The following is a 12,156-nucleotide window of genomic DNA, read 5'->3' as shown; positions in this document are numbered from 1 at the left end:
TGATTATACTTTAAAAGCGCAAACTGATAATAAAGTATTTTTTACAAAAAACATTGACTGTGATTTTATAGAAATAGATACTAATACAAAAAACAAACAAATCTTCAATTTAATTTTAGGTTACACAGATCAGTATCAAAATACGTCTCGAAAAATTGTTATGCCCGTTTTTTTCAAGAATAATGATTTATTTATTGAAAAATTATTCATCGCAACTTTAGGAACAAGTGCGAAAACAGGTGAGGAAGAATGGATGCAAAAAGAGATCTCTGAAAAAATATTGCTCAAACAGCTTGATTTGGATAAAATCCTATCAGAATAAATAATTTAGCAATAATAAAAAATGAAAAAATTTGTAATCATTTTCTTTTCAGCAACAAGTCTTATTTGCTGTCAAAATAAAGAGAAAAATACAACAGTTGAAAATATAAATAATGATATAGATTTTATAAAAAAACATATGAGGCTTCAAGAAAAAATTGAGCTTTCTGAAAATGACACAAATACATCAAATCAGTATAAGCTAATAGATAAAGATTTAGAATTAGGTGGAGAGTTAACCTTACAAGGATTGAAAGAAAATGGTTATAAAGTACCTGAAAACAGCTTTTTTTCAAAGCAAATTAAGGATATTTTTGAAACACAGGAAGATTGTTCATGTACCTCAGTAAAGCAGCATCAAAATTTCACTACTTATTTTGTCAATTCGTCACAGGAACAAAATATTAAACAAACAGAATTTGATTACACTTATGATCATATATATGTTTATCCCAATCTTAAAATTTTAACAGATCTGCCTCTTTTAAATGATATTGTGGAGTTAAAAAACAATAATTTGAAAGTAAATTTAAATCAAACTATTATTGCTAGAAACAAATATTTATTTAGCAACAGTAAAGGAGACTTGGCTTGGTTATTAGCTAATGACAAGGATTTTTTAAAAATATTACTTGTAAATTTTGGCTTTGATAAAGAGGATAAAATAAATGAAGTAATTCTAAATGATCTATTTCAAGAATATTCCAAAGAAACGCCAGAATCCTCTCAAAAAATAGGAAATATTTTATTTGTAAAAAATTGTGAAGGAAAGCTAAGTATTAGAAAAAACTTACTTAAGTATATAGAAAAAAACACAACTAAAAATAATGATAAATATGTCTCTGCATTATCAAATTATGTGATTGGTATACTTTATAATGACAGTATAAAATCTCTATTTTCACCTGATGAAAAGGCTGAAATTGTAGCAAATATATCCAATATAGAAATCCCTGCATTCAATAACTATAAAGGTTTAAATACAGATTCTTGGAACTCGCAAGCTACTACATTGTTCTACCTTCAAAATAAAAGCACAATGAATCACCCTGAAGTACTAGATATTTTAAAAAAACATAACTATTTTGGTTATCCATATTTAAAAAAATATATTGAAAGCGGTGGCCTAGAAAACGAGAGTACAACTTCACCCCAAGATGATGATTATCAATAAATCCTAATAAATATCAACTAGTTCATAAACTATATATCCTGATGAGAACTTTTTAATTATTTATCTTTTTTTCATACGCAAATAGTAGGAATAGATAAGAGTAAAAAAATTATACAATAACAGATTCAAAAAAACTCCTTCAACATCAAAAACAGGAAAAATAAAATAAACCTATCTTTGCAGTATAGAAACAATGTTCTGGATGAAGAGAAAATCATCTCTTCAATGATTTAAAATAAGATTGGTTTTTGGAAAAAAATAAAACAGGTTCAGAATTCCTTCATATAGGAAACAGGCTTTTGGAGTGGTACAGAAATAATGCAAGAGATCTGCCTTTCAGACAGACAAAAGATCCGTACAAAATCTGGATCTGTGAAATTGTATTTCAGCAGACCAGAATCAATCAGGGATTGAATCATTATAATAATTTCATTAAACGATTTCCCGATGTAAAAACATTGGCAGAAGCTGAAGAAAACGAAGTTTTACTTTATTGGAAGGGGCTGGGTTATTATTCAAGAGCCATCAATATTCATAAAGCTGCCCAGCAGATCATGAACGATTATCAGGGTGTCTTTCCTCATGAATACGAAGAAATTTTAAAACTGAAAGGAGTAGGGAAATATACTGCAGCAGCTGTTTCAAGTATCTGCTTCGGTGGAAGAATGCCTGCCGTTGACGGAAATTTCTATCGTGTTCTGAGCCGTCTTTTTGCCGATGATTTTGATATTTCAAATTCAAGAGCGTTTACCTATTTTTCTGAACTGGCCGCCCTGATAATGCCGGAAAATGTAGGAGACTTTAATCAGGCTATGATGGATATCGGCTCGGAAATCTGTAAACCCAAAAATCCATTGTGCGGAGAATGCCCTGTAAATGAAGATTGTCTGGCATTTTCCATGCAAAAAATTTCAGATTATCCTGTAAAAACGAAAAAAGTAAAAGCAGAAGATCTTGCTTTGACCTATTATTTTGTTTACAGAAACGGACAGTTTCTGATCCGTCAGAGAGCAGATGACTTCATATGGAAGAAATTATTTGAATTTCCAACAGCTATTTCTGCCGATATGGAACCCTTCATTACAGGTTCAAAAACAGTTACCCATAAACTGACTCATAAGAATTTAAGCATTGAAATTTGGAATGTCGAAGTTACTTCAGAAAAACAATGGAATGATTTTATCGCTGAAAATCAATACCTGATTACAGACCTTGAAGGCTCTCATGAAAAATCCTTTCCGAAGCCTTTGGAAATTTACATTCAAAACGCACTGAAAGACTGAAATTTGTCTTCCGAAATCTGAAATCTAATTTGTACTTTTGCAAAATGATTAAAAAAGTCATTTTTATTTTTGTATCGCTGCTTTTAATTTCATGTGGAAAAGACCCTTCACCAAAACCTTATGGAGAACTGCGTCTTGAATATCCCGCACCGAAATACCAGAAGTTTGAAAACGATTGCGCCTATACCTTTGAGTATTCGGATTTTGCTTCCATAACGCCAGCCAAAAAACCTTGCTGGTTTTATCTGAACTATCCGAAAATGAAAGCTAAGCTTTTCGTTACTTATTATCCGATACAAAACGACTTTGCTGACCATATCAAGGAAGCTGAAAAAATGGTGTATGAGCATACCATCAAAGCCAGTTCTATAGATACAAAATCCTTCGAATACCCTGAAAAGAAAGTATACGGGAACTTCTATGAACTGAAAGGGCAGAGCGCTTCCAATCTTCAGTTTTACATTACAGACAGTACGAAACACTTCGTAACTGCTTACTTATACTTTAATACGAGACCGAAACCGGACTCCCTTGCGCCTGCAGTAAATTATATCAAAAATGATATGAAACATCTGCTGGACACTTTTGAATGGAAAAAATAATTACTTTTAATATACATTGAAAAATATATGAAACTTTTAGTTGTAGGAAGTGTTGCATTTGATGCAATTGAAACACCATTTGGTAAAACGGACAAAATTTTAGGAGGTGCAGCCACTTATATCGGGATCACTTCATCAATTTTAGGCGTTAAATCCGGAATTGTTTCTGTAGTAGGAGGAGACTTTCCACAGGAACATCTGGATATGTTCACAAACAGAGATGTAAACATTGAAGGAATTGAAATCGTGAAAGAAGGAAAAACATTCTTCTGGTCCGGAAAATACCACAACGATCTGAATACAAGAGATACTTTGGCTACAGAAGTAAACGTGTTGGAGAACTTTGATCCGAAAATCCCGGATTCAATGCAGGATGCCGAAATTTTACTACTTGGAAACCTACACCCTGGAGTTCAGTTATCTGTACTTGAAAAAATGAACAACCGTCCTAAGCTGGTTATCCTTGATACTATGAACTTCTGGATGGATTCTGCATGGGATATCTTAATGGATATGATTGCTAAAACAGATGTTATTACCATCAATGATGAAGAGGCAAGACAGCTTTCAGGAGAATATTCTTTAGTGAAAGCAGCTAAAAAGATCCACACTATGGGTCCTGAATATGTAATTATCAAAAAAGGAGAGCATGGAGCTCTACTTTTCCATGATAATAAAGTATTTGCTATCCCGGCACTTCCGTTAGAAGATGTTTTCGATCCTACAGGAGCAGGAGATACTTTCGCAGGAGGTTTCGCGGCATATCTTGCTAAGAAAGGAAAAATTGATTTCGAAACGATGAAGTCTGCTCTTATCGTAGGATCTGCAATGGCTTCATTCACCGTAGAGAAATTCGGAACAGAAAGGATAGAGGAAGTAAATGAAGCTGATATGTTCAGCAGATTGAGACAATTCAAAGAATTGACAACATTTGATGTTGAACTGCAATAAATAAGTCTTTTTAAGAAATATTTATAATAAAAAATTGAGTGAAATTCGTTAAGAATTCTAAATTTGCAACTTGTTAAAATAGTAAAATGACAAATAAACTAAAAATCACTTTTCTTCTTGGGATTTTCATCATGATATTCTCTTCAAATATGATGAATGCCCAGCTAAAACAAGGAGATCTGGTGGATGGTATTGCAGCTGTTATCGGGGATGAGATTGTATTGGAATCTGATGTAATCGAGCAGATGAATTATGGTAAACAACAGGGAGCTGCCAACACAGACAAATGTGAATTCCTGGAAAACCTTATCAGCAATAAACTTCTCGTATACGAAGCCAAAAAAGATACGTTAATTGAAAACCGTTCTGCAGCCATCAAAGAACAAGCTAATGCAAAATACCGTCAGATGCTTTCTCAGTTTCCGGATGAAAAAACAATGCTTGCAGCCTATAAGTTCAGAAACTCTTATGAACTGAAAAATGCTATTGAAAAAATAGATACAGACCAGTATTACGGACAGGCGAAATACCAGAGAGTTACTGATAAAGCAGACGTAACTCCAAATGAGGTAACTGATTTCTACAATATGTATAAAACACAGCTGCCACAGGTAAAGGATGAAGTTACTTTAGCTCAGATTATGATCTACCCGTCACTTACAGAAGCTCACAAACAAGACCTTATCAACAGACTGAAAAAAATCAAGCAGGATATTATCGGAGGGGAAACTTTCGAAAGCCAGGCAAGAATTTATTCTGAAGATGAAGGGTCAGCAGCCAACGGAGGATTATATAAAAATATCAATAAAGGGCAGATGGTGAAGCCATTCGAAGCTGCTGCATTGAACCTCCAGGAAAATGAAATCTCAGATCCTGTTGAATCTGAATTCGGATTCCACATTATTCAGTTGGTGAAAAGATCCGGTAAAGTATATGATGCAAGACACATCTTGTTGAAAGCTGTTCCTACTGATGATGAGATCAAAACTGCAAAAGCAAAATTAGACAGTATCAGAGGTCTTATTATCGATGGTAAAATGACATTCAAAGATGCCGCTTTTAAATTCTCAGATGATAAAAGAACAAAGTTCAACGCAGGGATCATTCCTGGAGCTGATGGTTCTGATAAAATTGAAAGAGAAAGTATCCCTGGAACAATCAGCTACGAATTGGCAGGTTTAAACAAAGGTGATATCACTACTGCTTTTGAAGATGAAGAGAACAAAAGAAAACAAATCAAGATCATCAAAGTGGAAGATGTGATTCCTTCTCATCAGATTACGCTGGAAACAGATTTCAGCAGAATCAAGCAGATGGCACTGAATAAAAAGAAAAGTGAAATGGTTGAAAAGTTTGTCAACTCCAAGTTGCCGACAACCTTTATTTCAATTGACGGACGTTACGACAGCTGTAACTTTAAGTCTAACTGGAAGAAACAATCCTTAACAAAATAAAATCAAAACCTTCAGAATTTCTGAAGGTTTTTTTATCATCGAACTTTGTAAAGGCGAAAATCCACGATGGAAAATATTGACAGATATTTCCCGGAAAACCATTGTTTTTAGTATTTTTACGCATGAGCAATTTTATAGATTTTAACGCTGCAAAAAAACTTCATGACATGGAGGCCACACACAATAGAATTTCACACCTTTTTACTATTAAATATCCCATTATCCAGGCTGGTATGATCTGGCATTCAGGATGGAGACTTGCTTCTGCCGTTTCCAACTGTGGAGGATTGGGAATAATCGGAGCAGGAAGTATGTATCCTGATATCCTGAGAGAAAATATCCGGAAATGTAAACTGGCAACGGATAAGCCATTCGGAGTAAATGTACCGATGTTATATCCTAATATTGAGGAAATCATTCAGATCATTCTTGAAGAAGGAGTGAAAATTGTATTTACATCAGCCGGTAACCCGAAAACCTATACGGAAACCCTTCAGAAAGAAGGAATAAAAGTAGCTCACGTCGTTTCTTCCACCAAATTCGCTGTAAAATGTGAAGATGCCGGAGTAGATGCCATTGTTGCAGAAGGTTTCGAAGCAGGAGGCCACAACGGAAGAGATGAAACTACCACATTCTGTCTTATTCCGAATGTAAAGAAACATATTTCTAAACCGTTAATCGCTGCCGGAGGAATTGCTTTAGGTTCACAAATTAAGGCTGCAATGATTCTCGGTGCAGATGGTGTACAAATCGGTTCCCGTTTTGCTGCTACCCACGAAGCTAGTGCCCATGAAAACTGGAAAAAGAAAATCACGGAACTGCAGGAAGGAGATACTCATCTTACTTTGAAAGAGCTGGCGCCTGTAAGAATGGTTAAAAATAAATTCTTCAATGAGCTGGAAGATATTTATGTGAACGGAAGAAATAAAGACGCTTTAATTGCCTCTTTAGGAAGAGCCAGAGCAAAAAAAGGAATGTTTGAAGGAGATATGGAAGAGGGAGAACTTGAAATAGGCCAGGTTTCTGCTTTAATTGATGAAATTCTTCCGGTGGAAACTGTTTTCAGCCATCTTTTAAAAGAATTTGAAGAAACGAAAATGCCGGTTTTTTAATATGATTTTATTCGATGGAAGGAAGGATAATAGATGTAAAGGGACAAAAATTATATATCGAACACAATAATCAGCTTCGGGACAGGCCTACGATTGTTTTTCTGCATGATTCATTAGGATCTGTGCAGCTTTGGAGAGATTTTCCGGCAAAACTGTCTGAAGCAGCACAGTGCAATACCCTTGCTTATGACCGTTTAGGCTATGGTAAATCATTTCCTATGCTTACTCATGAGCGGCCGGTACATTATATGGAACTGGAAGCAGATTTGTTGAATGATGTACTGATTGAAATGGATATTGATAACGCGATTCTCTTTGGGCACAGTGATGGGGGAACAATTGCTTTGATCACCGCTGCAAAATATCCCGAAAGAATAAAAGCCGTTATTTGTGAAGCTGGTCATATTTTTGTAGAAGAAACAACTTTAAAAGGAGTTTACGACGCATGGGAAGCTTACAAAACGACCAATCTTCCGGAACGTTTACAGAAATATCATGGTGATAAAGTAGAAATGCTTTTCAGAGCCTGGACAGAAACCTGGACACGGGATTATTACAGAACCTGGAATATAGAGTATTTCCTGAAAGATATTACAGCGCCGTTGTTATTTATTCAGGGAGAGGCTGATGAATACGGGACACTGGATCAGGTAGAAAAAACAGTTACTCAGGTCAGTGGAAGTTCGGAAAAATATATCATTCCCGATATAGGCCATACACCGCATAAAGAAGTACCTGAGCTTGTATTGGAGAAAGCGGCCGGATTTATCAGCAAATATTTCTAATATACAATATCAACAAGGCACCTGTTAACGGGTGTCTTTGTTTTGTTAAATAAACAGATTGATCTATTTTTATTTCAATAACTGAAGTTCAGCCGCAATATTTTCCTTTGCCCGGGCTTCATATTTTTCCTTAAAATATTCTGTTTTAAAGATACTTTTAAGTTCAAGGAAATGTTTGAGCACTTTTTTTCGTCCCGGTTTATACAGAAAATCAGGGTAAATGGAATACTCTTTTCTTATATTCTGAGTGTATTCCAGATAGGTTTCTAAATCCTTTCCCAATACAGAAAGATCAGCATCCAGCAGATAATTGGTGTCTTCATCATCACAACGTTGATGTGATTTTGTTGCCAGAATCTGCGCAGAAATGAGTGAAATTCTGTCTTTGTTCAAATGAAGTTCTCCAAGCCTTTTTTCTGCTTTGGCCGCACTTTTCTCCTCATTAGACTTAGAAGAAGCATCGTAGATAACGTCATGGTAAAACACGGAGAAAGAAATGGCTGTAAAATCTGAAATATCGCTTTTCACAGCTTCAAGTTCACTGAACATATTTTCAAGATGAAGAAGATTGTGGTAGTGTCTGCCTTTTTCAGAATATCTGGTTTCAAGTTCGTTCCACAGGCTGTCGATCAGCTGTTTGTTTTCGGTGAATGAAGAACAAAGCGTTTCAAAATAATTTTTCAGATTCATAGAAATAAGATATAAAAAAAGGAACTTTTAAAAAGTTCCCTGATTTGCTTCCAGAACAGCCTTCAGCTCGGCCCAGCCTCCGCCGTTGTAACCGTCCTTTAATCCTTGAGCGTTAAGATAATCCAATGCTTTTCCGCTTCTGTTTCCACTTCTGCAGAATAAGATAACAGGCTTTTCAATAGATAGGATTTCATCCTGTCTGTCTTCTACTTCACCTAAAGGAATATTCTTGGCACCATCTATATTACCGTCCATTTCAAGCTCCATTGGCTCACGAACGTCGATTAATTCATAGTTTCCTGATTGTATTACTTCTATTAAAGACATAGTTGTTGGTTTAAACATTAAATTAGAAACGAAATTACGTATTTTTTTTTTGAAAAAAATCCTAATTAAAACATAATTTTTTCAGAAAAGAACCATCAGTGGGATGTACTTTGGCAGAAATCTGAAGATTGATAAAATAATCTTAATTTTGCAGTGTGAAATTAATGAATGCAGACGCTGAAAAATATTCCCAACTCATAAAATCCAGGGCAAAAAGTTTTGGATTCCAGAGTTGTGGCATTTCCAAAGCTGATTTTCTGGAGGAAGAAGCTCCCCATCTTGAAAAATGGCTGAAGAATAATTATAACGGCGAAATGAAGTATATGGAAAATCATTTCGACAAAAGACTTGATCCGAGACTTTTGGTAGAAGGTTCAAAATCTGTAATTTCACTTTCTTACAATTACTTTCCTGAAGAAAAAATTTCTACGCTGGAGAACTTTAAAATCTCAAAATATGCTTATGCAGAAGACTATCATGAAGTAATCAAAGAAATACTCCGTGAAATGGTTGCAGAGCTGCAGGAAGAAATAGGGGAATTTGGATTTCGTGTCTTTGTAGATTCTGCGCCGGTTCTGGAAAGAGCCTGGGCGAAAAAGTCAGGAATAGGCTGGGTAGGGAAAAATGCCAACCTTATTACCAAACAAAGCGGTTCTTTTTATTTTCTGGCCGAAATCATCTGCGATCTGGAGCTGATCCCTGACCATGCCACTACAGATCATTGCGGAAGCTGCAGAAAATGTATCGATGCGTGTCCCACAGATGCCATTGTTTCTGAAAAGATTATAGATGGAAGCCGATGCATTTCTTATGCAACCATAGAACTCAAAAATGAAATTCCGGATTATTTTAAGGATAAAATGGAAGACTGGATGTTTGGCTGCGATATCTGTCAGGATGTCTGCCCCTGGAACAGATTCTCTGCGCCCAATAAACAGAGCCGTTTCCAGCCCAATGAAGCCTTGAAAAACTTTAAGAAAGGAGAGTGGAAAGAACTTACCCAGGAAATTTTCTCGGAAATCTTCAGAAAATCTCCCGTAAAACGAACCAAGTTTGCTGGTCTCAAGAGAAATATTGAGTTTTTACAGAAGACTTCCGACTGATTTTTCTCTGAACTTTCGGTGACAATTCCTCTTTTGGAATTTTTTGAAGTTCCAAACCAGAGCTGATAATTGACCATTCCTTAAATTTTTCGCTTTAAGGAGGTGAAGATTTATATCAATAAGTTTCTTAAAAAGCCTTTCCTATAAAGAAAAATTGATTTTCAGGAGATCAGAATCTCACCGAAAATCAACGTCTTTTTTGTATTCTTTTAGGAGCAGTTTTTACTCTTATTTTAAATCTTTTTTGGGATTTAGTATTTTTACGCATATTTATGAATATTTCGTAACTAAATATAGCCATTTTTTCGATTAAAACAAATACTTTTACTAAAAATTAAAGATTAAATTTTGTTAAAAAACATGACTGTGAAAACGATATTAATGTATATCCTGAAAGTGCTAGGAATTATTTTAGGAATTGTGATTATTTACGTAATCCTTGGGCTGCTGATTCCCTATATTCCCGTTTCTGCAAAAGATGACGGACAGAAGAAAGAAATCCCAATCTATATTTACACCAATGGAGTGCATACCGATATCGTAATGCCTGTAAAAAATGACCTTCAGGACTGGAGCCGGAAAATTCCTTTTGCCAATACAAAATCAAAAAAAACAGATTATCAGTATATAGGAATAGGATGGGGAGACAAAGGGTTTTATCTTGATACTCCTACCTGGGCAGATCTGAAATTTTCAACAGCCATAAAAGCTGCATTCTGGCTAAGTGATTCCGCAATGCACTGTACCTATTATAATACGATGAAAGAAGGCGACGACTGTAAAATGATCATGATCAGCAGAAATCAATACCAGAATCTGGTAAAATTTGTAGAAGATAAATTTGACAGAGACCAGAACGGAAACTTCATGTTGATTCCAACAGATGCCGTATACGGTGATAATGATGCCTTTTATGATGCAAAAGGAACGTACAGCTTTCTTTATACCTGCAATACCTGGAGCAATAACGCTTTAAAAGCTGCAGGACAAAAAGCCGCACTTTGGACCCCCTCAGATTTTGGAATTTTTCAACACTATAAATAATACATGAAGAGGATTTATCTGTTGTTCATTATCTTTTTGGTGGGTTCATGTTCCCAGGAAAGGAACAGCAATACAATAATAACCAATAGACCTCTGGCGGCAGAAAAGAAGCCTGAAGCCGATCTTTCCAAAATAAAAAGTAAAGCGGAAGAAGCATTGGAATTCTGTAATTCAAAGAATCTCAGCAAAGACTTCTGCATTCTTATTGATATGAGCCTTCATTCCGGTGTTAACCGTTTTTTTATCTGGGATTTTAAAAATAATAAGATTTCGAAACAATATCTGGTAGGACATGGCTGCGGTTCCAATTCATGGAGTAAAGATGATTCTAAAGCCAATCCGGGATTCAGTAATGAAGACGGAAGCCACCTTTCATCTTTAGGAAAGTATAAACTGGAAGGTAGAGGCTACAGCGACTGGGGAATCAATATCAAATACCTGATGCACGGTCTCGAAGAAACCAACAGTAATGCTTTAAAAAGATTTATTGTTTTTCATTCATGGGATATGATGAGCGATAATGAAGTGTTTCCTGACGGATCTCCTGAAGGCTGGGGCTGTCCGACTGTTTCCAACAACGCGATGAAGGAAATTGATCCCATGATTCAGAAATCGGGAAAACCTGTACTGATGTGGATCTATAATTAAATCTTTACCTTTGTTTCATAACAATCGTGTTAACTGATTCCACCTTATGAAACATACCCTTTTCCGCGAACAACAGCTCAATTGTGATATAGAAACAGCCTGGAAATTCTTTTCCTCCGCAAACAATCTTTCAGAAATTACACCGAAAGATATGGGCTTCATTGTATTGACGGAAATGGAAAACGATGAAATCTACGAAGGAATGCTCATCGATTATTACGTTTCTCCGTTATTCGGTATCAAAATGAAGTGGCAGACCGAGATCACCCACGTTGATTTCCGGAAAAGCTTTATTGATTTTCAGAAAAAAGGTCCGTACAAACTCTGGAACCATCATCATGAATTTATTCCCAATGCCGAAGGTGTTCTGATGAAAGACACCATAGATTATGAACTTCCCATGGGATTTTTAGGTGAAATTGCCCACGGTCTTTTCGTGAAAAAGAAACTGGAACACATCTTTGATTATCGTTTCAGAGTATTGAGTAAACTGTTCTAAGTATTCAATAGTAACGGGCTTTAGCCCGTTAAAAAATAGATAAAAATTCCATTGGCTTTAGATTCTGTGTTAACTTCCAAATATTTTTTATACATTTATATTTATAAAAGCGACCTTGAGTTAGCTTGCGTAGGGTGAACGTCTTTGATTTTTACCCTACTTT

General features: G+C 35.5%; 14 protein-coding genes. 12 read left to right on the top strand and 2 right to left on the bottom strand.

What is annotated here, in order from left to right; translation table 11 throughout:
• The 8 genes from FFS26_RS22685 to FFS26_RS22055 all read left to right on the top strand — a co-directional run.
• The coding region (locus FFS26_RS22685; protein ID WP_171006374.1) for a hypothetical protein at window positions 1-322 on the top strand (322 nt) is incomplete at its 5' end.
• A gap of 21 nt (window positions 323-343) precedes the next feature.
• Window positions 344-1,495 (top strand): hypothetical protein, encoded by a 1,152-nt coding sequence (locus tag FFS26_RS22085; protein WP_137906171.1) that lies wholly within the window; start codon window positions 344-346, stop codon window positions 1,493-1,495.
• A 248-nt stretch (window positions 1,496-1,743) separates the two neighbouring features.
• Window positions 1,744-2,778, top strand: a complete 1,035-nt coding sequence (gene mutY / locus FFS26_RS22080; protein ID WP_137906170.1) for an A/G-specific adenine glycosylase — start codon at window positions 1,744-1,746, stop codon at window positions 2,776-2,778.
• Window positions 2,779-2,822: 44 nt separating this feature from the next.
• The gene (gene gldD, locus FFS26_RS22075) at window positions 2,823-3,380 is read left to right on the top strand and encodes a gliding motility lipoprotein GldD (protein ID WP_110009162.1); all 558 of its coding nucleotides are present in this window, start codon (window positions 2,823-2,825) and stop codon (window positions 3,378-3,380) included.
• A gap of 27 nt (window positions 3,381-3,407) precedes the next feature.
• On the top strand, window positions 3,408-4,331 hold the full coding sequence (locus FFS26_RS22070; protein WP_110009163.1) for a PfkB family carbohydrate kinase: 924 nt from the start codon (window positions 3,408-3,410) through the stop codon (window positions 4,329-4,331).
• 86 nt (window positions 4,332-4,417) lie between these two features.
• Window positions 4,418-5,785, top strand: a complete 1,368-nt coding sequence (locus FFS26_RS22065) for a peptidylprolyl isomerase (protein ID WP_137906169.1) — start codon at window positions 4,418-4,420, stop codon at window positions 5,783-5,785.
• A gap of 167 nt (window positions 5,786-5,952) precedes the next feature.
• Entirely contained in the window at window positions 5,953-6,897 is a 945-nt protein-coding gene (locus FFS26_RS22060) for an NAD(P)H-dependent flavin oxidoreductase (protein WP_110009319.1), read from the top strand.
• 14 nt (window positions 6,898-6,911) lie between these two features.
• Window positions 6,912-7,682, top strand: a complete 771-nt coding sequence (locus FFS26_RS22055) for an alpha/beta fold hydrolase (RefSeq protein ID WP_137906168.1) — start codon at window positions 6,912-6,914, stop codon at window positions 7,680-7,682.
• 69 nt (window positions 7,683-7,751) lie between these two features.
• Here the strand turns inward: FFS26_RS22055 and FFS26_RS22050 are convergent, their stop codons facing one another.
• The gene (locus tag FFS26_RS22050) at window positions 7,752-8,372 is read right to left on the bottom strand and encodes a hypothetical protein (RefSeq protein WP_137906167.1); all 621 of its coding nucleotides are present in this window, start codon (window positions 8,370-8,372) and stop codon (window positions 7,752-7,754) included.
• Window positions 8,373-8,399: 27 nt separating this feature from the next.
• Window positions 8,400-8,699, bottom strand: coding sequence for a rhodanese-like domain-containing protein (locus tag FFS26_RS22045; RefSeq protein ID WP_047377132.1), 300 nt, complete (start codon window positions 8,697-8,699; stop codon window positions 8,400-8,402).
• Window positions 8,700-8,863: 164 nt separating this feature from the next.
• On the opposite strand from FFS26_RS22045, the gene queG reads away from it, so the two are divergent.
• The 4 genes from queG to FFS26_RS22025 all read left to right on the top strand — a co-directional run bounded on the left by queG (window position 8,864) and on the right by FFS26_RS22025 (window position 11,993).
• Window positions 8,864-9,802: a tRNA epoxyqueuosine(34) reductase QueG gene (queG, locus tag FFS26_RS22040; RefSeq protein ID WP_110009167.1), complete on the top strand. Its 939-nt coding sequence runs from the start codon at window positions 8,864-8,866 to the stop codon at window positions 9,800-9,802.
• A gap of 360 nt (window positions 9,803-10,162) precedes the next feature.
• The gene (locus FFS26_RS22035; RefSeq protein ID WP_110009168.1) at window positions 10,163-10,846 is read left to right on the top strand and encodes a TIGR02117 family protein; all 684 of its coding nucleotides are present in this window, start codon (window positions 10,163-10,165) and stop codon (window positions 10,844-10,846) included.
• A gap of 3 nt (window positions 10,847-10,849) precedes the next feature.
• The gene (locus FFS26_RS22030) at window positions 10,850-11,494 is read left to right on the top strand and encodes a murein L,D-transpeptidase catalytic domain-containing protein (RefSeq protein ID WP_137906166.1); all 645 of its coding nucleotides are present in this window, start codon (window positions 10,850-10,852) and stop codon (window positions 11,492-11,494) included.
• 46 nt (window positions 11,495-11,540) lie between these two features.
• A complete protein-coding gene (locus FFS26_RS22025; RefSeq protein WP_137906165.1) occupies window positions 11,541-11,993 on the top strand; it encodes an SRPBCC family protein in 453 nt (150 codons plus the stop codon).
• Window positions 11,994-12,156 lie beyond the last annotated feature (163 nt).

Origin of the sequence: Chryseobacterium sp. 2VB, from assembly GCF_005503635.1 — a bacterium.
Taxonomy (GTDB): domain Bacteria; phylum Bacteroidota; class Bacteroidia; order Flavobacteriales; family Weeksellaceae; genus Chryseobacterium; species Chryseobacterium cupriresistens.
The sequence above is the reverse complement of the archived record's forward strand: the minus strand, read 5'-3'. Positions and strand labels throughout refer to the sequence as shown.

What these genes read in the sequence shown, in the direction of transcription:
- FFS26_RS22085 (WP_137906171.1), top strand. Translation starts at nt 344, where the DNA reads ATGAAAAAATTTGTAATCATTTTCTTTTCAGCAACAAGTCTTATTTGC.
- gldD (WP_110009162.1), top strand. Translation starts at nt 2,823, where the DNA reads ATGATTAAAAAAGTCATTTTTATTTTTGTATCGCTGCTTTTAATTTCA.
- FFS26_RS22070 (WP_110009163.1), top strand. Translation starts at nt 3,408, where the DNA reads ATGAAACTTTTAGTTGTAGGAAGTGTTGCATTTGATGCAATTGAAACA.
- FFS26_RS22065 (WP_137906169.1), top strand. Translation starts at nt 4,418, where the DNA reads ATGACAAATAAACTAAAAATCACTTTTCTTCTTGGGATTTTCATCATG.
- FFS26_RS22060 (WP_110009319.1), top strand. Translation starts at nt 5,953, where the DNA reads ATGGAGGCCACACACAATAGAATTTCACACCTTTTTACTATTAAATAT.
- FFS26_RS22055 (WP_137906168.1), top strand. Translation starts at nt 6,912, where the DNA reads ATGGAAGGAAGGATAATAGATGTAAAGGGACAAAAATTATATATCGAA.
- FFS26_RS22050 (WP_137906167.1), bottom strand. Translation starts at nt 8,372, where the DNA reads ATGAATCTGAAAAATTATTTTGAAACGCTTTGTTCTTCATTCACCGAA.
- FFS26_RS22045 (WP_047377132.1), bottom strand. Translation starts at nt 8,699, where the DNA reads ATGTCTTTAATAGAAGTAATACAATCAGGAAACTATGAATTAATCGAC.
- queG (WP_110009167.1), top strand. Translation starts at nt 8,864, where the DNA reads ATGAATGCAGACGCTGAAAAATATTCCCAACTCATAAAATCCAGGGCA.
- FFS26_RS22035 (WP_110009168.1), top strand. Translation starts at nt 10,163, where the DNA reads ATGACTGTGAAAACGATATTAATGTATATCCTGAAAGTGCTAGGAATT.
- FFS26_RS22030 (WP_137906166.1), top strand. Translation starts at nt 10,850, where the DNA reads ATGAAGAGGATTTATCTGTTGTTCATTATCTTTTTGGTGGGTTCATGT.
- FFS26_RS22025 (WP_137906165.1), top strand. Translation starts at nt 11,541, where the DNA reads ATGAAACATACCCTTTTCCGCGAACAACAGCTCAATTGTGATATAGAA.